This is a genomic window from Amycolatopsis sp. YIM 10 (assembly GCF_009429145.1).
Taxonomy (GTDB): Bacteria; Actinomycetota; Actinomycetes; order Mycobacteriales; family Pseudonocardiaceae; genus Amycolatopsis.
This window is the reverse complement of record NZ_CP045480.1, coordinates 9,233,747-9,254,268: the sequence shown is the minus strand read 5'-3', so window position 1 is coordinate 9,254,268 and position 20,522 is coordinate 9,233,747. Positions and strand designations below refer to the sequence as shown.

At 70.6% G+C, this 20,522-nt stretch carries 20 protein-coding genes; 2 read left to right on the top strand and 18 right to left on the bottom strand.

The features are described 5' to 3' along the window. Positions 1–63: 63 nt before the first annotated feature. Positions 64–825, top strand: a complete 762-nt coding sequence (locus YIM_RS42875; RefSeq protein ID WP_153035809.1) for a VOC family protein — start codon at positions 64–66, stop codon at positions 823–825. Between the two features lie 37 nt (positions 826–862). On the opposite strand, the gene glpK is transcribed toward YIM_RS42875, so the two are convergent. Beyond that, positions 863–2,368, bottom strand: coding sequence for a glycerol kinase GlpK (glpK, locus tag YIM_RS42870; protein ID WP_153035808.1), 1,506 nt, complete (start codon positions 2,366–2,368; stop codon positions 863–865). Between the two features lie 30 nt (positions 2,369–2,398). Then, complete coding sequence (locus YIM_RS42865) at positions 2,399–3,148, bottom strand: MIP/aquaporin family protein (RefSeq protein ID WP_153035807.1); 750 nt, start codon at positions 3,146–3,148, stop codon at positions 2,399–2,401. Between the two features lie 221 nt (positions 3,149–3,369). Here YIM_RS42865 and YIM_RS42860 point away from each other — a divergent pair, with 221 nt between their 5' ends. Then, entirely contained in the window at positions 3,370–5,136 is a 1,767-nt protein-coding gene (locus YIM_RS42860) for a glycerol-3-phosphate dehydrogenase/oxidase (RefSeq protein WP_228004371.1), read from the top strand. Here YIM_RS42860 and YIM_RS42855 read toward each other — a convergent pair. The 16 genes from YIM_RS42855 to YIM_RS42780 form a co-directional block, all read right to left on the bottom strand. Next, positions 5,129–6,454 carry a class I adenylate-forming enzyme family protein gene (locus YIM_RS42855; RefSeq protein ID WP_228004370.1) on the bottom strand — a complete coding sequence of 442 codons (1,326 nt, stop codon included), beginning with the start codon at positions 6,452–6,454 and terminating at the stop codon, positions 5,129–5,131. The two genes, YIM_RS42860 and YIM_RS42855, sit on opposite strands and share 8 nt — an antisense overlap. Continuing rightward, positions 6,433–6,963, bottom strand: coding sequence for a GNAT family N-acetyltransferase (locus YIM_RS42850; protein WP_153035805.1), 531 nt, complete (start codon positions 6,961–6,963; stop codon positions 6,433–6,435). Before YIM_RS42850 ends, YIM_RS42855 begins: the two co-directional genes overlap by 22 nt. 21 nt (positions 6,964–6,984) lie before the next feature. Next, on the bottom strand, positions 6,985–7,608 hold the full coding sequence (locus tag YIM_RS42845) for a response regulator transcription factor (RefSeq protein ID WP_153035804.1): 624 nt from the start codon (positions 7,606–7,608) through the stop codon (positions 6,985–6,987). After that, positions 7,605–8,849 (bottom strand): sensor histidine kinase, encoded by a 1,245-nt coding sequence (locus YIM_RS42840; protein WP_228004369.1) that lies wholly within the window; start codon positions 8,847–8,849, stop codon positions 7,605–7,607. The genes YIM_RS42845 and YIM_RS42840 overlap by 4 nt, the downstream gene beginning before the upstream one ends. Positions 8,850–8,957: 108 nt before the next feature. Beyond that, positions 8,958–9,347 carry a DUF1707 domain-containing protein gene (locus YIM_RS42835; protein WP_153037616.1) on the bottom strand — a complete coding sequence of 130 codons (390 nt, stop codon included), beginning with the start codon at positions 9,345–9,347 and terminating at the stop codon, positions 8,958–8,960. A 46-nt stretch (positions 9,348–9,393) separates the two neighbouring features. After that, on the bottom strand, positions 9,394–11,193 hold the full coding sequence (locus YIM_RS42830; protein WP_153035802.1) for an acetyl/propionyl/methylcrotonyl-CoA carboxylase subunit alpha: 1,800 nt from the start codon (positions 11,191–11,193) through the stop codon (positions 9,394–9,396). Between the two features lie 38 nt (positions 11,194–11,231). After that, positions 11,232–11,825, bottom strand: a complete 594-nt coding sequence (locus YIM_RS42825; RefSeq protein ID WP_153035801.1) for an acireductone dioxygenase — start codon at positions 11,823–11,825, stop codon at positions 11,232–11,234. Between the two features lie 22 nt (positions 11,826–11,847). Next, positions 11,848–12,510 carry a methylthioribulose 1-phosphate dehydratase gene (gene mtnB / locus YIM_RS42820; RefSeq protein ID WP_153035800.1) on the bottom strand — a complete coding sequence of 221 codons (663 nt, stop codon included), beginning with the start codon at positions 12,508–12,510 and terminating at the stop codon, positions 11,848–11,850. Beyond that, a complete protein-coding gene (gene mtnC / locus YIM_RS42815; RefSeq protein WP_153035799.1) occupies positions 12,507–13,226 on the bottom strand; it encodes an acireductone synthase in 720 nt (239 codons plus the stop codon). The genes mtnB and mtnC overlap by 4 nt, the downstream gene beginning before the upstream one ends. After that, positions 13,223–14,233 (bottom strand): s-methyl-5-thioribose-1-phosphate isomerase, encoded by a 1,011-nt coding sequence (locus YIM_RS42810; RefSeq protein WP_153035798.1) that lies wholly within the window; start codon positions 14,231–14,233, stop codon positions 13,223–13,225. Before YIM_RS42810 ends, mtnC begins: the two co-directional genes overlap by 4 nt. Further along, positions 14,233–15,390, bottom strand: a complete 1,158-nt coding sequence (locus YIM_RS42805; RefSeq protein ID WP_153035797.1) for an acyl-CoA dehydrogenase family protein — start codon at positions 15,388–15,390, stop codon at positions 14,233–14,235. The genes YIM_RS42810 and YIM_RS42805 overlap by 1 nt, the downstream gene beginning before the upstream one ends. After that, the gene (locus tag YIM_RS42800) at positions 15,383–16,129 is read right to left on the bottom strand and encodes a nucleoside phosphorylase (protein WP_153035796.1); all 747 of its coding nucleotides are present in this window, start codon (positions 16,127–16,129) and stop codon (positions 15,383–15,385) included. The genes YIM_RS42805 and YIM_RS42800 overlap by 8 nt, the downstream gene beginning before the upstream one ends. Then, positions 16,126–16,980, bottom strand: a complete 855-nt coding sequence (locus YIM_RS42795) for an ABC transporter permease (protein ID WP_153035795.1) — start codon at positions 16,978–16,980, stop codon at positions 16,126–16,128. The genes YIM_RS42800 and YIM_RS42795 overlap by 4 nt, the downstream gene beginning before the upstream one ends. Further along, on the bottom strand, positions 16,977–17,981 hold the full coding sequence (locus YIM_RS42790; protein WP_153035794.1) for an ABC transporter permease: 1,005 nt from the start codon (positions 17,979–17,981) through the stop codon (positions 16,977–16,979). Before YIM_RS42790 ends, YIM_RS42795 begins: the two co-directional genes overlap by 4 nt. Before the next feature lie 53 nt (positions 17,982–18,034). Further along, a complete protein-coding gene (locus YIM_RS42785) occupies positions 18,035–19,474 on the bottom strand; it encodes an ABC transporter ATP-binding protein (RefSeq protein ID WP_153035793.1) in 1,440 nt (479 codons plus the stop codon). Then, complete coding sequence (locus YIM_RS42780) at positions 19,471–20,502, bottom strand: BMP family ABC transporter substrate-binding protein (protein ID WP_153035792.1); 1,032 nt, start codon at positions 20,500–20,502, stop codon at positions 19,471–19,473. Before YIM_RS42780 ends, YIM_RS42785 begins: the two co-directional genes overlap by 4 nt. Between the last annotated feature and the right edge of the window lie 20 nt (positions 20,503–20,522).

Below are 20,522 nucleotides of genomic sequence, written 5' to 3'. Positions count from 1 at the left end.
TGGAAAATGGTGTGCGGTGTGCTAGAAATCCCGGCGTAGCACGGTCAACGTCGGGAGATCTTGATGCCCATTCGTCATTCACCGTGGCCGCGCGGCATGCCGTGCTGGGTCGATCTGATGATTTCCGACCTGACCAAGGCCAAGGAATTCTACGGACAGTTGTTCGGCTGGGAGTTCGAACACCGGGCCGGCCGCCTGCGCTGCACCATCGGGGGACGCGAGGTGTCCGGGATCGGGGAGCGGACCGGGCCGGACACCGCCGCGGTGTGGACCACCTACTTCGCCGTGCCCGATCTCGACGCCACGCTGCACGCGATCACCGGGGCGGGCGGGCGCGTCCTCCGGCCGGCCACCGGGGTCGGTGACGACTGCCGGTTCGCCGTGGTGGGCGACCCGAGCGGCGCGGTGTTCGGGCTGTGGCAGGCCGGGGCCAGGATCGGCGCCCAGCTCACCGACGAGCCGGGCGCGCTGGTGTGGAACGACTGCTTCACCGCGAACGTGACCGCCGCCGAAGCCTTCTACACCGGGATCTTCGGCTACGGCTCGGCTGACCTTTCCGCGCCGGGGTTCAGCTACACCGCGCTCACCCTTGGCGGGGAGGCGGTGGGCGGGCTGGCCGAATTGCCCGCCGACGTGCCGGGCGAGGTGCCCGCGCACTGGGTGACCTACTTCGCCGTGGCCGACGCGGACGAGAGCACCGAAATGGTGCGGGAACTGGGCGGCAGCGTGCTCAACCCGCCGTTCGACTCGCCGGACGGGCGGCTGGCCGCGGTCACCGACAACCAGGGCGTGTCGTTCTGCCTGGTCGGCCCCAGCACCGGCTGAGGCCGACCAGACGGCTGGCTCACTCGGACGGGCGGGGTCAGTCCACCCAGTCGAAGGTCTTGGTGACGGCCTTCTTCCAGTTCTTGTACTGGGACTCCCTGGTGTCGGCGTCCAGTTGCGGCGTCCACTCCTTGTCCTTGGCCCAGTTGGTGCGGATGTCGTCCTCGCTCTTCCAGAAGCCGACCGCCAGGCCCGCCGCGTAGGCGGCGCCGAGTGCGGTGGTCTCGTTCACCACCGGCCGGATCACCGGCACGCCGAGGATGTCCGCCTGGAACTGCATGAGCAGCTCGTTGACCACCATGCCGCCGTCCACCTTCAGCGAGGTCAGCGCGACCCCGGAGTCGGCGTTCATCGCGTCGATGACCTCGCGGGTCTGGAAGGCCGTCGCCTCCAGCACCGCCCGCGACAGGTGGCCCTTGTTCACGAACCGGGTGAGGCCGACGATCGCGCCGCGGGCGTCGGAGCGCCAGTACGGCGCGAACAGGCCGGAGAACGCGGGCACGAAGTAGGCGCCGCCGTTGTCCTCGACCTTGCGCGCGTGCTCCTCGATCTCGGCGGCCGAGCCGATCATGCCGAGGTTGTCCCGCAGCCACTGCACCAGCGAGCCGGTGACCGCGATCGAGCCCTCCAGCGCGTACACCGTGTCGTTCGAGCCGATCTTGTAGCAGACCGTGGTGAGCAGGCCGTTCTCCGAGAGCACCTTCTCGGTACCGGTGTTCAGCAGCACGAAGTTGCCGGTGCCGTAGGTGTTCTTGGCCTCGCCGGGGGACAGGCAGGCCTGCCCGAAGGTGGCCGCCTGCTGGTCGCCGAGAATGCCGGCGATCGGCACGCCGGCCAGCGCGCCGCGCTCGCGGACCTTGCCGAACTCCTCGGAGGAGGACCGGATCTCCGGCAGCATGGACAGCGGGATGCCCATGTCCTCGGCGATCGAGGCGTCCCAGGACAGCGTGTCCAGGTCCATCAGCAGGGTGCGCGAGGCGTTGGTCGGGTCGGTGACGTGGACCCCGCCCTCGGTGCCGCCGGTCATGTTCCACAGCACCCAGGTGTCCATGTTGCCGAACAGCAGGTCACCGGCCTCGGCGCGGGCCCGCGCGCCGTCCACGTTGTCCAGGATCCACTTGATCTTCGGCCCGGAGAAGTAGGTGGCCAGCGGCAGCCCGGTCTTGGCGCGGTAGCGCTCCTGGCCACCACCAAGCTTGCCCAGTTCCTCGACGATCTTGTCGGTCCTGGTGTCCTGCCAGACGATCGCGTTGTACACCGGCTTGCCGGTCTTGCGGTCCCAGACCAGCGTGGTCTCGCGCTGGTTGGTGATGCCGACCGCGGCGATGTCGGCGGCGGTGATGTCCGCCTTGGCCAGCGCCCCGGCGGCCACCGCGCGCGTGTTCTCCCAGATCTCCTCGGCGTTGTGCTCGACCCAGCCCGCCTGCGGGAAGATCTGCTCGTGCTCACGCTGGTCCACCGCGATCGAGCGGCCGGCGTGATTGAAGATCATCATGCGGGTGGACGTGGTGCCCTGGTCGATCGCGGCGACGTAGGAAGTCATTTCGCTTCAACTCTCCGGTGTCAGTGGGTGTCAGGAGGCCGTCGGCAGTACGAGGAACAGTAGGGCCGCGAGTGCCCCGCCGACCAGCGGGCCGAGCACCGGAATCCAGGAGTAGCCCCAGTTCGGGTTGGCCTTGCTGCGGATCGGCAGGATGAACGCGTAGGCGATGCGGGGGCCGAGGTCACGGGCCGGGTTGATGGCGTAGCCGGTCGGCCCGCCGAGCGAGGTGCCGATCACCAGCACCACGAAGGCGACACCGGCGTATCCCAGCGCCGAGTTGCCGAAGTCCGGCACGCCGCCGTCACCCGCCTTGACCACCGGGCTGAGCAGGATCCAGGCCACCAGCACGAAGGTGCCGATGATCTCGGTCACCAGGTTCCACACCTTGTGCGGGATCTGCGGCGCGGTGGAGAAGATGCCGAGCGTGTTCTCCGGCTCGGGGTGGTCGTCGAACTGCAGTTTGTAGGTGGCCCAGCACAGCACCGCGCCGATGATCGCGCCGAGCATCTGCGCGAGGAAGTAGATCGGCACGTCGGCCCACGCCGTCTTCCCGGCGACCGCGAGGCCGAGGGTGACCGCGGGGTTGAGGTGCGCGCCGCTGGGCGCGGCGATGCTGGCACCGGCGAACACGGCGAAGGCCCAGCCGATGTTGACAAAAAGGAAACCCGTGTTGTGCCCGTTGTTCTTGCGGAGCACGTGGTTGGCCACGACACCGTTACCGAGCAGGATCAGCACCGCCGTGCCGATCAGCTCCCAGATGAAAATTTCCCCAGCTGCCATCTCGTCCCTCCACAACGGACACTTCGCGCGCAGGGTCGATCACGGCGTGCCACGGCGCCGTTGCCGACCCACGATCATGGGAACGCTACTAGTTGGTAGTCGAACCTTCCAGGCACGAACGGCCTCAATTTTTCAAGATCAGGTGAAGTGCGGTGAAGCAACCGGAGACTGCTCAGTCACACTCGGACGCTCGCCGGGATGCGGGCGCTTGAAGACGTGACATGCTGGACGGCGAGCATGTCGAGGAGGATGCGGTGACCGATTCTGCACGTGGGGCCGGCCAGGCCGAACTGGGGCCGCGGACCCGCGAGGACTCATGGCGGCGACTGGGCGGGGAGAGCTTCGACCTGGTGGTCATCGGCGGTGGCGTGGTGGGTGCCGGGGTGGCGCTCGACGCGGCGACACGCGGTCTGCGCGTGGCGCTGGTCGAAGCGCGTGATCTCGCCTCCGGCACGTCGAGCCGGTCCAGCAAGCTGTTCCACGGTGGTCTGCGGTACCTCGAACAGCTGGAATTCGGCCTGGTGCGCGAGGCGCTGCGCGAGCGGGAGCTGATGCTCACGCGGCTCGCCCCGCACCTGGTCAAGCCGGTGAGCTTTCTCTACCCGCTGACCAAGCGCGTCTGGGAACGGCCGTACACCGCGGCCGGGCTGTTCATGTACGACACCATGGGCGGCGCGCGGTCCGTGCCCGGCCAGAAGCACCTGACCAGGGCGGGCGCGCTGCGAATGGTGCCCGCGCTCAAGCGGGACGCGCTGATCGGCGGCATCCGCTACTACGACGCGCAGGCCGACGACGCGCGCCACACCATGACGGTGGCCCGCACCGCCGCGCACTACGGCGCCGTGGTCCGGACCTCCACCCAGGTGGTGCGCTTCCTGCGTGAGGCGGACCGGATCTCCGGGGTGCGCGTGCGCGACGTCGAGGACGGCCGCGAGACCGACATCCAGGCCAGCGCGGTGATCAACTGCACCGGGGTGTGGACGGACGAGCTGCAGCGGCTGTCCGGCAGCCGCGGCCGGTTCCGCGTGCGCGCCAGCAAGGGCGTGCACATCGTGGTGCCGCGCGACCGGATCGTCTCGGAGTCGGGCATGATCCTGCGCACCGAGAAGTCCGTGTTGTTCGTCATCCCCTGGCGCAACCACTGGATCGTCGGCACCACCGACACCGACTGGAACCTGGACCTCGCGCACCCGTCGGCCACCAAGCACGACATCGACTACCTGCTCGAGCACGTCAACACCGTGCTCGCCACGCCGCTCACGCACGACGACATCGAGGGCGTCTACGCCGGGCTGCGGCCGCTGCTGGCGGGGGAGAGCGAAGAGACCTCGAAGCTCTCGCGCGAGCACGCGGTGGCCAGGGTGGCGCCGGGGCTGGTCGCCATCGCGGGCGGCAAGTACACCACCTACCGGGTGATGGCGGCCGACGCCGTCGAGGCCGCGGCCGTCGACCTGCCCGGCCGCCCGCAGCCGTCGATCACCGACAAGGTGCCGCTGCTCGGCGCCGACGGTTACCACGCGCTGGTCAACCAGGCCGACCACCTGGCCGCGCAGCACGGACTGCACCCGTACCGCGTGCGGCACCTGCTCGACCGCTACGGCTCGCTGGTGCACGAGGTGCTGGCGCTCGGCGAGGGCCGCCCCGAGCTGCTCAAACCGCTCGAAGCCGCGCCGGACTACCTCGGCGTGGAGGCGGTGTACGCGGTCAGCCACGAGGGCGCGCTGCACCTGGAGGACGTGCTCGCCCGGCGCACCCGCATCTCGATCGAGTACCCGCACCGCGGGGTGGACTGCGCCCGGCAGGTCGCCAAGCTGATGGGTGAGGTGCTCGGCTGGTCCGACGAGGAGACCGCGCGCGAGGTCGAGGTGTACATCGCGCGGGTCGAAGCCGAGCGGGACTCGCAGTCGCAGCCGAACGACGAAGCCGCCGACGAACGCCGCAACGCCGCCCCGGAAGCCCGGTCGAAACTCACCGAACCGGTCAGCTGAGCCGTTTCCGGTCGAGTTTGCCGATGTGGGTGAGCGGTAGCCCGGTGGCGAACTCGACGCTGGCCGGGACGAAGTGCGCCCCGGCCAGTTCGGCGGCCACATGGGCCTGGAGTTCCCCGGCGGTCACCTCGCCGTCGGGGACCACCACGGCGTGCAGCACCACACCGTCCGGAGTGGACCGTCCGATCACGGCCGACTGACGCACGCGCGGGTGCGCGCCGAGCACCTCCTCGACGCGCGCCGGGTGCACCTTCGTGCCGTGCTCGCCGGTGATGATCACGTCGTCCGCGCGGCCGTGCAGGTAGAGGTAACCGTCCTCGTCGAAGTGACCGAGGTCGCCGGTGCGCAGCCACTCGCTTTCGAACGGCCGGTCCAGGTAACCGTCCATCAAGGACAGCCCCTGCACCAGCACCTCGCCGTCGTCGATGCGGGCGCGCATGCCGGGCACGATCCGGCCGACCGAGGCGAGTCGCGAAGGGTGCCCCTCGTACTCGGCGGCGGTGATGGAGGCGATCATCGGCGCCTCGGTCAGCCCGTAGCCCTGGCCGACGACCGGGCCGAACACCGCGAGCGCCTGCTCCAGCCGGTGCACCGGCAGCGGGCTGGCGCCGAGCGAGACCGCGCGCAACGCGCTCAGGTCGGCGTCGGCGAGTCCGGGGTGGTCGAGCAGCGCGCCGAGCCGTGCCGGGGTGAGGCTGAACCGGGTGATCCGGTCCTCGGTCAGCGCGGTGACCACCGCGCCGGGGTCGAAACCGCGGTGCAGCACCACGGTGTCCCCGCAGAGCAGGGCGCCGAGCACCGCGGCGTTGCCGGTCAGGTGCGTGATCGGCGCGACCACCAGGGTGCGGTTCGGGCCCGCCGGGTCGGGGTGGAAGACGTGCACCATGCCCTCGTAGGTGCCGGAATGCCGGATCAGCTTCGGCGGACCGGTGGTGCCGCCGGAGGTGAACACGGTCTCGGCGCGTTCGGGCAGGTCGATCTCGACCGGGTCGGCGTCGAGCGAGGCGGGATCCAGCAGCACGGCTGCCGCCTCGTCGAGCGCGGCCCGCCGATCCGACGGCGGGGCGGAGGCGGCGATCAGCAACACGCGACCACCACGCAACTGCGCGGCCAGCTGGGTGAGGATCGCGTCCGGCTCGTTGCCCGCCGAGATCGCGACGGTCTTCCCGGCCAGCGGAGGCAGCGCGGCGTGCACGCGCCGGAGGCGCCGTCCCGCTTCCGCGTAGGTCATGTCCACTGTGGAATGACGGAACAGGACGCGGTCGGCGTACTCGTCGAAGACCTCGAGCACGCGGTTCAGGAAGAAGCTTTTGTCCACACCAGGTCCTTCTCGCCCGCGGTCGGCACCACGGCCTCGCCGATCTGCGTGAACCCGCAGCGCCGCGCGATCTTCGCCGACGCTTCGTTCGTCTCGGCGTGCCGGTATTCGACCAGTTTCAGGCCCAGTGCCCCGAACCCGAAGCGCAGTGCCGCGTCCACGGCCAGCGTGCCGACGCCCTTGCTCCGCGCGCGCGGGTGCACCCAGATCGCCGCCTCGGCGGTGCCCGCGACCAGGTCGACCTGCTTCAGCCCGACCTCCCCGAGCAGGTCGCCGGTGGTCGGTTCGGCGATGGCCCACGAGCAGCGGGTGCCGTCGGCCCATTCCCGCGCACGCAGCGCCACGTAGTCGCCGGCCGCTTCGAGCGTTTTGATCGGGTAGTTCGGCACGTACCGGCGATGCACCGGATCGGCGAATGCTTCGACCAGCGCCGGCCGGTCGTCCATCAGGTCGTCCGCGCGCAACTGCCGCAGGTAGTACGTTCCCGCGTTGATCTCCACCGGTTCCACGCGATGAAGATACCCACGAGATCAGCTCAGCAAGCCTCGCCGGTACGCCTCGCCGACCGCCGCCGCGCGGTCGCGCACCTCCAGCTTGGCGTAGATGTGCAGCAGGTGCGTTTTGATGCTGGCCTCGCTGATGAACAGCTTCGCCGCGGCCATCCGGTTGGTGGCCCCGTCGGCGACCAGTTCGAGCACCTCCATCTCGCGTTTGGTCAGCGTGTTCTTCTGTGCCGGTGCCCGCATCTGGCCGAGCAGTTTCACCGCCACCGCCGGGGAGAGCACCGACTCGCCCTTGGCCGCCGCCCGCACCGCGCGCAGCAGTTCGGCGGTGGGCGCGTCCTTGAGCAGGTACCCGGTGGCACCCGCTTCGATCGCGGGCAGCACGTCGGCCTCGGAGTCGAAGGTGGTCAGCACCAGCACCTTGGTGTCCGGCGCGACCTCGCGGAGTTCGCGGATCGCGGCCACCCCGTCCATCCGCGGCATGCGCAGGTCCATCAGCACCACGTCCGGGGCCAGCGCGCCCGCCAGCACCAGTGCTTCGGCGCCGTCGGCGGCCTCACCGGCGATCTCCAGATCGGTTTCGCCGACGAACGCGCCGCGCAGGCCGTCACGGACGATCGGGTGGTCGTCCACCAGCAGCAGCCTGATCATGTGGGTTCTCCGTTCGCGGTGACGATGGCCGGTAGCTGGGCGTTGATCGTGGTGCCTTCGCCGGGCGCGCTCTCGACGGCCAGCGTGCCCGCCACCCGCTGCACCCGCTGGCGCATCCCGGACAGGCCGAAGCCCTCGCTGCCCGCGGGCACCCCGTTCGCCGCCGGGGTGAAGCCGACGCCGTCGTCCCGCACGTCCAGCATCACCACGTCGTCCACATAGGACAGTGTGAGCGCGACGCGGGTGGCCTTCGCGTGCTTGCCCGCGTTGGTCAGCGCCTCCTGCGCGACGCGGTAGAGGGTGACCTCCAGGTCCGGCAGCAGCGGGCGCGGATCCCCGGTGACCTCCACCTTGACCGCGACGCCGGAGGTGTCGGTCCAGGTGCGGCCGAGTTCGGCCATCGCGTCCGGGAGCCGGGAGTCGGCCAGGCGTTCCGGGCGCAGCGCGCGCACCGAGCGCCGGGCCTCGGTCAGATTCTCCCTGGCCAGCGCGTGCACGTTGTCGAGGTGGCGCTGCCGCCGCCCGGCGTCGGAGCCGCTGCGCTCGGCGGCCTGAAGCTGGGTGATGATCCCCGCCAGGCCCTGCGCGATGGTGTCGTGGATTTCGCCCGCCATGCGCTGGCGTTCGTCGAGCACCCCGGCTTCCCTGGCCTGGCTGAGCAACTGGGCGTGCAGCCCGGCGTTCTCCTCCAGCGCCGCCTCCAGCTTCGCGTTGGCTTCTTCGAGCTGGGCGTTGGACCGGCGGCGCTTCTCGCTCTCCGAGCCGACCACCCAGCCCGCGTAGAGCAGGGGCGCGGCCACCGAGACCAGGGTGACCCAGGTCGGGCCGTCCGTGCCGCCGCGCGCGAGGATCGGCAGGATCGCGGTCGCGGCCACGCCGAAGAAGCTCATCCGGGGCGTGAGCAGGCCGAACGCCAGCGGGTAGCCGACCGAGGCGAACACGCTGAAGCCGTCGCCGCGGGGGCTCAGTGCGGTGGCCAGCGCGAGAAAGCCCAGGTAGTAGAGGACCACCAGCGCCGGGTCCGAGGACCGGCGGGGGAACACCCAGATCACCAGCGGCATCCACAGCGCGGCCGTGCCGATCAGCACGAGCGTGCTGGTGGCGTTGATCGCGTCGGGCGCGGTGAGCAGGTGCCAGGCCGCCGAGATGGCCAGCCCGGCGAGCCCGACGGCGGCGAACACGCAGCCCGCACGACGCTCACCGCGGCGGTCCAGCGTGGTCGGCAGTACTCCGACCAACATCCTCACCTCCCGTTTCCCGCGATTCATCATCGCAGCGGAAAACTGGGTGAAAGGTCGGCGATCTCGCCAGAACCCATCCACCGATCGGTGGATGGTCGAGGGCGTGTCCTACCCACGCCGGTCGCGCCGGCCGAAGCTGCCCGCCAGCAGGGCGGCGGCCGCGGGCAGCAGGAAGACCGGCCAGAAACCGCGGGCCACGGTGAAGAACAGCACCAGCGCGATCACCGCGGTGATCGGCACCGCCTTCGCGGCCAGCGCCTGGGCAGGCGTCAGCCGCGGGGCGGGGCCGGTGATGGACGGGGTGAACAGCTCGCGGCTGAGCACGCTCGGGTGCGGCGCGGGGAGGTCCGCGAACAGCGGTTCCAGCTCCCCGCGCCGGGTGGCCACGGTGACCTTGGCCGAGCGGTCGGCGTACTCGTCCACGTCGAGCCTGCCGGTGCGGACGTGCTCTTCGAGCGCGTCCAGCGCCTCCTGCCGCTCGGCGTTGCTCAGCCGCATCTCACCCGGGTTGTCACCCATGGGAGAAGTCTACGGCTGTACCGCCCTAGTCCTTCAGTTCGAGGAGTGCGGTGCCCTGGGAGACCGCGGCGCCCACTTCGGCGGTCAGGCCGGTGACCGTGCCCGACTTGTGTGCGGTGACCGGGTTCTCCATCTTCATCGCTTCCAGCACCACGATCAGCTCGCCCGCCTCGACCCGCTGGCCCTCTTCGACCGCGACCTTGACGATGGTGCCCTGCATCGGCGCGGTCACCGCGTCACCGCTGACCGCGGTCTTTCCGCCACCGCTGCGCTTGCGCGGCTTGGCCTTGGCCACCGCGGCGCCACCGCCACCACCGCCGCCGAGTGCCAGGTTGCCGGGCAGGCTGACCTCCAGCCGCCGCCCGCCGACCTCGACCACCACGTTCTGCCGCGGCTGCTCCTCGTCCTCGACCTCGGCGGGCGAGGTGAACGGCTCGATCTGGTTGTCGAACTCGGTCTCGATCCAGCGGGTGTGCACGCTGAACTGCTTGCCGTCCCCGATGAACGCCGGGTCGCGCACGATCGCGCGGTGGAACGGGATCACCGTGGCCAATCCCTCGGCGACCAGCTCGTCCAGCGCGCGGCGGCTGCGCTCCAGCGCGTTCTCGCGGTCGGAACCGGTGACGATCAGCTTCGCCAGCATCGAGTCGAACTGCCCGCCGATCACGCTGCCGGACTCCACACCCGAGTCGACCCGGACGCCCGGACCGCTCGGCGCGACGAAGTTGGACACCGTGCCGGGAGCCGGGAGGAAGTTCCGCCCGGCGTCCTCGCCGTTGATCCGGAACTCGATCGAGTGCCCGCGCGGCTCGGGGTCCTCGGTGAAGCGCAGCTTCTCCCCGCGCGCGATGGCGAACTGCTCGCGCACCAGGTCGAGGCCGGTGGTCTCCTCGGAGACCGGGTGCTCCACCTGGAGCCGGGTGTTCACCTCCAGGAAGGAGATGGTGCCGTCGGTGCCGACCAGGTACTCGACCGTGCCGGCACCGGAGTACCGCGCTTCGGCGCAGATGGCCTTGGCGGAGCTGTGGATGGTGGCGCGCTGCTCGTCGGAGAGGAACGGCGCGGGGGCCTCCTCCACCAGCTTCTGGTGCCGCCGCTGGAGCGAGCAGTCACGGGTGCCGACCACGATCACGTTGCCGTGCTGGTCGGCCAGCACCTGCGCCTCGACGTGGCGCGGCTTGTCCAGATAGCGCTCCACGAAGCACTCGCCACGGCCGAACGCCGCCACCGCCTCGCGGGTGGCCGACTCGAACAGCTCGGGGATCTCCTCGATGGTCCTGGCCACCTTCAGCCCGCGGCCACCACCGCCGAACGCGGCCTTGATGGCCACCGGCAGCCCGTGCTCCTCGGCGAAGGCGATGATCTCCTCGGCCCCGGCCACCGGCTCCTTGGTGCCCGGCACCAGCGGCGCGCCCGCCTTGAGCGCGATGTGCCGCGCGGTCACCTTGTCACCGAGGTCGCGGATGGCCTGCGGGCGCGGGCCGATCCAGGTCAGCCCGGCGTCCAGCACGGCCTGCGCGAAGTCGGCGTTCTCGGAGAGGAAGCCGTAACCGGGGTGCACCGAGTCGGCGCCGGAGCGGGCGGCGACGTCGAGCAGCTTGTCGAAGACCAGGTAGCTTTCCGCCGCGGTGTTCCCACCGAGTGCGAAAGCTTCGTCGGCGAGCCGGACGTGCGGGGCGTCGCGATCGGGATCGGCGTAGACCGCGACGCTGGCGATGCCCGCGTCCTTGGCTGCTCGGATGACCCGTACCGCGATCTCACCGCGGTTGGCGACCAGCACCTTCGTCACCGGTCCGCCCTGGCTCGCGCTGGCTGCTTCGGGCACGCCCTACCTCCATGTGTGGCTACTGGCTTCGCAGCAGTTTACGGACTTGGCGTCGAGTTCGTCTTGAGAGGCGAGTCACCCTCGCGGGTCAGCTCGTCCATCGGGGGGAAGCGATCCGCGATGGATTTCTCCAGGAAATCCCCGACCCAGCCATCTGTATCGTGGAAGAACCGAATGGACACGTAGTCCGGCCGCGTGCCCATGTCGAACCAGTGCGTGGTCTTCGCCGGCACGCTGAGCAGATCGCCCGCCTCGCACAGCACGGCGTGCACCTTTCCCGCCATGTGCAGGTAGAACACCCCCGAGCCGCGCGCGAAGAAGCGGTCCTCGTCGTCGTCGTGGGTGTGCTCGCTGAGGAACTTCGCCCGCGCCTCGGCCGCGCCGGGATCGTCCGGGCTCAGCTGCTTGACGTCGACGAAGGTGTAGCCCTCGGTGCGGATCACCTCGTCGACCTCGGCGCGGTAGGCGTCGAGCACCTGCTCCTCGGTCGGCGTGGCGGGCAGCTCCCGGACCGGCCACCGGTCGAACTTGACCCCCAGCTCGCCCAGCACGTCGCCGATCTCAGCGGCGTCGGTGGTGCGCCGGAGCACCGTGGCGGGATCTTGGTCCGCCCAGACGGTCAGCAGGGTCATGATGGCCACCTTTCACCTGTTCTCACTGGGGAGACCCCTCGAATGCACGGTACAAGCGGGTTCTGAAGCGAAGCAGCCATTCCAGGCACTCGAGACGCTGGCGCGCGTGCGCGAGGTCGTCGCCCCAGACGTAGATGCCGTGCCGCGCGACGATCAGCGCGGGGGTGTCGGCGCGGAACCCGGCTTCGAAGGCGTCGCCGAGCACGCGCATGTCCTGGTCGTTGGGCACCACCGGCACGGTCACCACGTCGTCGTGCGCGCGGCGGCCGAAGCCCTTGAGCATCTCCAGGTCGCGCAGTTCGACGCCGTCCGGCCAGAACTCCGCGGCCAGCACCGGCGCCATCGCGTGGACGTGCACCACCGCGCCCGCACCGGCCGCACCCGCGATCCGCGCGTGCAGTCCCGCTTCGGCCGACGGTGCCTTGACCTGGCCGGGTACCGCCTGGCCGTCGGCGTCCACTTCGACCACGTCTCCCGCGGTCAGCGCGCCCTTGTCCAGCCCGCTCGCGGTGACCGCCAGCCGCAGCGGATCGCGCGAGAGCGTGACCGAGAGATTGCCCGAGGTGCCGCGCATCCAGCCCATTGCCTCGTACCGCGCGGATTCGGCGGCGAGCGCACGCCCGGCCAGGTCCAGCACGCCGTGACATTGCTCGGGGGACGACCCCCGGACCCCCGGAAAGCTCATGAGAGCTCGATTTCCAGATCGGCGAACGACGCGACCGTGCGGTGCAAGCCGAAATCGGCCTTCTCGTACGGCTCACCGGCGCGCGCCAGGCCGACGACCTGCCAGCCCGCGGTCTTCGCGGCGTCCAGTTCGGCCGGGACGTCGGAGAGGAACAGGATCTCCGACGGCAGCGGGTCGCCGAGGCCGTGTGCGATCGCGTGGTAGGACGCGGCTTCGCGCTTCGGGCCCGCGTTCACCGTGTCGAAGTGGTGGCGGAAGAACGGGCGCAGATCGCCTTCGGTGGTGTTCGAGAAGGACGCGATCTGCCCGGCGACCGACCCGGAGGAGAACACGGCCAGCGCCAGCCCGCGGTCCCGCCACGCCTCCAACGCCGGGACGACGTCGGGGAAGTACTCGGAGGTCAGTTCCCCGCGTGCGTAACCCCGTTCCCAGATCAGGCCCTGCAACGCCTTGAGCGGGGCGGCCTTCTTGTCCTCGTCCATCCAGGAATGCAGTACGCGCACCACTTCCCCGGTGCCGGCGTCGGCGGGCAGGCCCGCTTCCTCGCGGACGGCGGCGACCGCGCCGGTGACCCGCGGGTCCTCCGGGTGCTCGTCGATCCAGGGGCCGAGCCGGGGCCGGGCGTAGTCGTAGAGCACCACGTGGACCTGACTGGTGGCGGTCATCGTGCCTTCGATGTCGAGGACCACCCAGCGGGTGGTCAGGCGCTCGGTCACTGCTCTCCTTGCCGGTAGTAGTCGTGCAGTCGTGCCGGGGCCAGTGCACCACGGTCGGTGACCACGGTGGTGACGAACTCCGGCGGGGTCACGTCGAAGGCGGGGTAGAGGCCCTGGACGCGGGTGCTCGCGGTCCGCCGTCCGAGCGTGTGCAGCACCTCGTCGCCGTCGCGGTACTCGATCGGGACGTCGGCGGCGGTCGGTGCGCCCAGGTCCGGAGCCTGCACCTGGGCGTGGAACGGCACGCCGAACGCCCTGGCGGCCACCGCCAGGCCGAGCGTGCCGATCTTGTTGACCACGTGCCCGTCCATGCTGACCCGGTCCGCGGCGGTGACCAGCGCGTCCACCAGGCCCTCGCGGAACAGCGCGGCGCCCATGCCGTCGGTGACCAGCGTGACCGGCACGCCCATTTCGGCCAGCGTTTCCGCGGTCAGCCTGGCGCCCTGCAGGTACGGCCGCGTTTCGGTGCAGAAGAAGCTGAGTTCCTTGCCGCGTCGCTGGGCCGCGGCCACGGTTTCGGTCAGGTACAGGTCGGCCCAGCAGTGCGTGAGCACCCTGGCACCGTCGGGCAGCAGGTCCACTGTGTACTCGCCGAGCGCGCGGCTGCGGGAGCGGTACAGCTCGTCACCGGCCCGAGCGCCACGGAGTGCGGCTTCGACCAGATCGCCGCCGGAAGAGTCCACTTCGGACAGAACGGCGCGCACGGCCTTGCCGAGGTGGTTGTTCGTCGACCGGCTGGCGATCAGCCGGTCACCGGCGACTCCCAGCGCGGCCCGCGCCCCGTCGGCGGGCAGATCCGCGGCCGAGCGCGCGGCCAGCACCATGCCCCAGAGCGCGGCGAAGTACGGGCCGGAGGACTGGGTGACCATGTCCTCGATGGCCTTGGCCACCTCTTCGACGGTGCGGCAGTGCACCCACACCCGCTCGAACGGGAACACCCGCCGGTCGAGGATGTGCACGCCGTCGTCGGCTAGGCGCACGCTGTCGGCCAGGATCGGCGTGGCCATCAGCTGTACCCGGTGATCGGCGGGAACTCACCGTCGAGCAGGTGCCTGCCCACCTCGGTGGCCTTGTAGGCGACCGGATCGTGCAGGGTCAGCGTGCGGGCGTTGCGCCAGAACCGGTCCATGCCGTACTTCGCGCCGGTCGCCCGCGCGCCGGTCAGCTCGAAGATCCGGTTGCCGATCTCCAGTGCCACCTCGGTGCTGACCACCTTCGCCTTGGACAGCAGGATGCCGAGTTCTCCGCGCTTGCGCTCGTCGACCTCCCGCGCGGCTTCGTCGAACGCCGCGGCGGCCGCGTCCACCAGCAGTTCCGCCGCGGTCAGCCGCGATGCCAGCGTGCCGTAGGCGGCCAGCACGTGCGGGTCTTCGGCTGCTCTGTCCACACCGGACATCGGCCAGGCGCGGGAGCTTTCGGAGGTGTAGCGCGCACCCTCGGCCAGTGCGCCACCGGCGATGCCGACCTGCACCTGGGCGAGCAGTAGCTGGAAACCCAGTGGCGCCAGCGAATCCCGCCACCGCCGGGGTTCACCTTCGCCGGGCTGGTGGCCGAGCAGCTCGTTTTCGGACACGAAGACGTCGGTGAACTCGACCCCGCCGCTGGCCGACAGGCGCTGCCCGAGATTGTTCCAGTCACCGAGGAACCGGATGCCCTCGGTGCGCGCGGGCACGGTGAAGGTGGCCTTGCGCTCGGTGTCCGTCCAGGTGCCGCTGACGATCAGCCGGTCGGCCACCGAGGCGCCGGTGGCGAAGAACTTCCGGCCGTGCACGGTGAACCCGCCGTCGGCGGGCCGCAGTTCGAGCGCCGCGTCCCGCGGATTGCTGACCCCGGCCCAGAACCAGTTGCCCGCCGCGCTTTCGCGCTCCAGCCGGTCCGCGATCGGGGTGTCGAAGAGCCTGGTGCGCCACAGCTGGAAGTAGTGGTAACCGAGCAGGTGCCCGAGCGAGCCGTCCGCGGCGGCGATCCGCCGGATCACCCGGTGGGCCAGCGGCCAGTCGCCGCCCGCGCCGCCGTGCTCGGCCGGGATGAGCAGGCGCAGCAGGCCGGATTCCCGCAGCAGCTCGATCTCGGCGCGGGGCTCGGCGCCGCGTTCCTCCCGCTCGACCGCGTCCCCGCGCAGCTTCTCGGCGACCTCCGCCGCCACCGCCTGCCAGTCACTCATCCGTTTTTCCCATCCCGATCAACGCGTCCAGCACCACCGAGCCGGCCCGGTGCACCCCGTCGGCGACCACGTCGCGATGGGGGTCGTAGGTCGACGGCCCCACGTCGTCACCCGCCGCGTTGCCGTCGATCACCAGCGCACCACCCGCGGCCAATCCATTCAACCCGGCGAAGACGAACAGCGCCGAAAGCTCCATCTCGATGGCGATCACCCCGGCGGCGAGGTACTCGCGCATCGGCAGCCGCAGCACGCCGGGGGAGAACGCCGCGCGTGTCCAGACCACACCGCGGTGGAACGGGACCCCGTGCGCGCGGGCCGAGCCGACCAGCGCCGGAACGGTTTCCGCGGTGGCGAAGGCCGGGTACTCCGCGGGCACGAGCTGCTGGCTGACGCCGTCGTCGCGGACCGCCGCCTCGGCGATCACCAGGTCGCCGCTGTGGATGTCCTTGCGCAGCGAGCCCGCGGTGCCGAGCCGGAGGAAGGTGCGCACACCCGCTTCGGTGAGTTCGGCGAACGAGCACACCGCGCCCGGTCCGCCGACCCCGTGCGATGCCACGGTGACTTCGGTGCCGCGCCAGGAACCGGTGTACGTGCGGTATTCGCGGTTCTCCCCGGCGAGTTCGGCGTTGTCGAGCCGGGCCGCGATGTCGGTGGCGCGCTGTGGTGCGCCGACCACCACCGCCAGCGGGGGCAGCCCCGATCGGGGGATGCCGGTGACCGGCAGTGTCGAACCAGTCATGCGGTGCTCCTTTCGCGGCGGAAGAGCCGCTGGGAAAACAAGGCCAGCAAGGTGACCACGTACGGCGCCGCGTCGGTTGCCTGCTGCGGCAGGCCGAGGCCCTGCAACCGGAAGCCAAGGCCCTCGGCCAGCCCGAACAGCAGCGCGGCCAGCAGCACACCGACCGGCGCGGCCATGCCGAGCATCACCGCGACCACGGCGATCCAGCCGCGTCCGGCGGTCATGTTCTCGGAGAACAACGTCACGTTGCCCAGCGCGAGCTGGGCGCCGCCCAGTCCGCACAGCGCGCCGCCGGCGATGATCACCCGGTAGCGCTCGCGGGCCACGTTCACCCCGAGATTGGCCGCCGCCTCGGCGTTCTCGCCGATGCCGCGCACCTTCAGCCCCCACGTGGTGCGGTAGAGCAGGAAGGCGAGCACGGCCACCGCCACCCACGCGGCGTAGACCAGCGGCGAATGCCCGAACAGCACCGGGTCCAGCCCGCGCAGACCGGGATCGCTGAAGCTGCCGGTGGTGCCGAAGACGGTGCGCAGCAGGAAACTGGTCAGGCCGACGGCCAGCAGGTTCATCGCGATCGACAACACGATCGGGTCACCGCCGAGCGCGACCGAGCCGATCGCCAGAATCAGCGAGTACGCGGCCGACGCCAGCACCGCGGCCACCACGCCGAGCCACGGGTTGCCGGTGAACCAGCTGCCCGCCACCGCGGCGAAGCAGCCGACCAGCATGGTGCCCTCGAGTGAAATGTTGAACACGCCCGCGCGCTGGCAGAGCGCGCCGGCCAGCGCGGCGAACAGGATCGGGGTCACCGCGCGCAGCACGGACGAGAGCAGGGCGAGGTCGAAGTTCACCGCACGCCCGCCTTCCGTCGTTTGAGCACCCCGGTCGCCGAGGCCAGGAAGATGATGATCACGGCCTGCAACACCGCCGTCAGCTCGCGGGGAGCCTGCGTCACGCGTTCGGCCTCGAAACCGCCGTTGGTGATCGCCGCGAAGAAGAACGCGGCGATCACCGTCCCCAGCGGGTTCGCCCCGGCCAGCAACGCGGCCAGCAGGCCGATCCAGGTGTAGGTGGGGGTGATCAGCGCGCCGTCGATGAACCGGTGCGGGAAGCCGAGCACCATGATCGCGCCGACCAGTCCGGCGAGCCCGCCGGACGTGGCGAGCACGCGCAGTGTCAGGCGTGGCCTGCTGATCCCGGCGTACGCGGCGAACCGCGCGCCGAGGCCGGTCATCCTGATTTCGTAACCGATCGGGGCACGCGCGTCGACCACCACGTACGCGAGCGCGGCGACGGCGACCAGTGCGAGCCCGGTGCCGGTGACTTCCAGCGCGACGCCGTCCGGCAGCTGTTCCGACTGGGGCAGGCTCGAACCGGCGTCCGCCAGCGGGAAGCGCACCAGGTAGGAGGCGAACGACATCGCCGGGTAGCTGAGCAGCAGCGTGCTCACCAGGAGCGGGACGCCCAGCTTGTTCTCGAAGAACGCGGCGAGCGCGGCGTACGCGGCCCCGGCGAGCGCGCCGCCGAGTAGCGCGAGGACCACCGTCGGCACGGCGGGCAGTGGACTGGACAACCCGATCACGGTGCCGGTGATCGCGCCCAGCACGAGCTGTCCCTCGCCGCCGAGGTTGACCATGCCCGCCCGGAGCGGCACCGCCAGCGCGACGGCCATGCCGACCACGGGCACCGCGTACGCGAGTGTGCCGGGAAAGCCGTCGGCGCCGAACGCGCCGGTGATGATCGCGGAGTACGCGCTGATCGGGTCGGCGCCGGTACCGGCCAGGATGAGCGTGCCCAGCACAAACGCCCCGAGCAACGCGAACACGACAGCCCAGCGTCTGGACAGCCTCATGCCGCGCCTCGCGCGTTGGCCGCCGCCCGCCGTGACATCGGCTGGGTCCCCGGTCATGAAGGTTCTCCCGCCATCGCCAGGCCCAGGCGTTCCTCGGTGGCCTCCGCCTTGTCCAGTGAAGCCACGATCCGGCCGTCGAAGAAGACGACCACCCGGTCGGCCAGACCGCGGATTTCGCTCAGCTCGGCGGAAACCACCACGATCGCGTGCCCGGCATCCCGGTGCGCGACGAGTTCGGCATGGATGTCGCGCACCGAGCCGATGTCCACCCCCCGGGTCGGCTGCTCGGCGATCAACAGTGGCGCGTCCCGCGTGAGTTCCCGGCCCAGCAAGGCTTTCTGCTGATTCCCGCCGGAGAGATCGCCGATCGGCGCGGTCACCGAAGCGGCCTTCACGTTGAACCGCTCGACGATGCGCCGCGCGTGCGAACGCATTTTCGCGGGCTGGAGCAGGCCGCTCCGGTGATACCCGACGACCAGGTTCTCCGCGAGGCTCGCCGTCTGCGCGGAACCGACCTCACCGCGATCCTCCGGCAGGTACGCGACCGAGGACCGCGTGAGCGGCTTCCCTTGCAACGAGACGCTGCCGGTGAACGCGCGCAACCCGGCGAGCGCTTCGGCGAACTCGCTCTGGCCGTTGCCCGCGACTCCGGCGACCCCGAGGATCTCCCCGGCTCGCACGGTCACCGAAGCGTTGTCCACCAACGGTTTCGCCCCACCTGGCACGGTCAGCCCGCGCACGTCGAGCACCACCTCGCCTGGTGTACCCGGTGGCTGGATGACGTCGAGTTCGATGTCGCGTCCGGTCATCGCGCGAGCGAGTTCGGCGGCGGTGGTGTCCGCCGTTTGCAGCCCGGCGACACGACGACCGTCCCGCAGCACCGTCACGCGCGAGCTGATCGCCAGCACCTCGCGCAGCTTGTGCGTGACCAGGATGACGCTGCGGCCTTCGCCGGCCAGCTCGCGCAACACCTCGAACAACCGGTCAGCCTCGGCGGGCGTGAGCACCGCGGTCGGCTCGTCCAGGATGAGGATCTTCGAATCGCGGTACAGCAGCTTCAGGATCTCGACCCGCTGCCGCACCCCGATCGGCAGGTCCCGCACGCGCGCGTCCGGATCGAGGCCGAGACCGTACCGCTCGATCAGCCCGGCCACCTCGGCCCGCGCCCGCCGCGCCAGCACACCCCGGTTGTAGACCACGTTCTCGGTCACGGTCAGCCCGCCGAAGAGCATGAAGTGCTGGTGCACCATGCCGATCCCGGCGGCGATCCGGTCGGCGGGGCCGTGCCCGCGCGCCGGTTCGCCGAACAGTTCCACGGTGCCCGCGTCCGGCCGTTGCGTGCCGTACAAAATGGACATCAGCGTGGTCTTGCCCGCGCCGTTCTCCCCGACCAGCGCGTGGATCTCACCGCGTTCGACGCTCAGGTCCACCCCGTCGTTGGCGACGACCCCGGGAAACCGTTTGGTGATCCCGCGAAGTTCGACCGCGGTCATCCGGCGGCGGGGTCGGTCACCTTGATGGTGCCCGCCACGATCTGGTCACGCAGTTCGCGCACCTGGTCGATGACTTCCGGGTGCTGCGCGATGACGCACTGCGAGGTGGCCACGTCCGGAAGCAGGCCGTTGAGCCCGAGGCCGTCCTCGGCCAGGCCGTACGACCGCGCGGTTCCCGGCTTGCCGTCGAGGATCGCCTTGATGCCGTCCGCGATCACCACGTCGGTGCGCTTGACCACGTTGTCCACCACCTGACCGGGGCTGGCCGGGCACTGGTTGGCGTCCACTCCGTACGCGAAGAAACCACCGGCCTTGGCCGCTTCGAACACACCGAGGTTCCCGGCCGCCGAAGCCGCGCCCATCACCTGGTCGACGCCGTTCCCGGCGAGCGTGCCCGCCAGTTCCTTCGCGCGGGCCGGGTCGTTGAACGGGTTCTGCCCGCCGATGAACAACTGGCTGAAGGCCACGTCCGGCCTGGTCTTCTTCGCGCCTTCGCCGAACGGGTCGGAGAACCGGTGGAACTGCGGGGAATCCAGCACCACCACCGCGCCGACCTTGCCGGTCTTGGTCAGCAGCCCGGCCTGCGCCCCGGCCAGGTAGCTGGCCTCGTACTCGCGGAAAGTGGCGCAGGTGACGTTCGGGAACGGCTTTTCGGTGCAGGAGTCGACAAAGAGGAACTGCTGCTGCGGGTTGCGCTCGGCCTCCTGCGCCAGCACGTCGGCGAAGTTGAAACCGACCGCGACGATCACGTCCGGCTTGTCGCGCACGGCGGCCGCGACGTTCTGCTGGATGCTCGCCGGATCGCTGCTCTCGTAGGTCCTGGTGGTGGCGCCGTGTGCCTGCGCGGCGTCGCCGATGCCCTTCACGGACAGCTTGAGGAAGTCGTTGACGCCGACCGGGTTCGGGGTGACCAGGACGAACGACTTGCCGTCCGTCGCGGGCGCGGAAGCCTGGTTCGAGGACGCGTTGCAGGCCGCGGTGGCGAGCACCACGGCCGCGGCGATGGGGAACAGTGCGGGGCGGGGCATGGGAATCCTTCGCTAGCCGG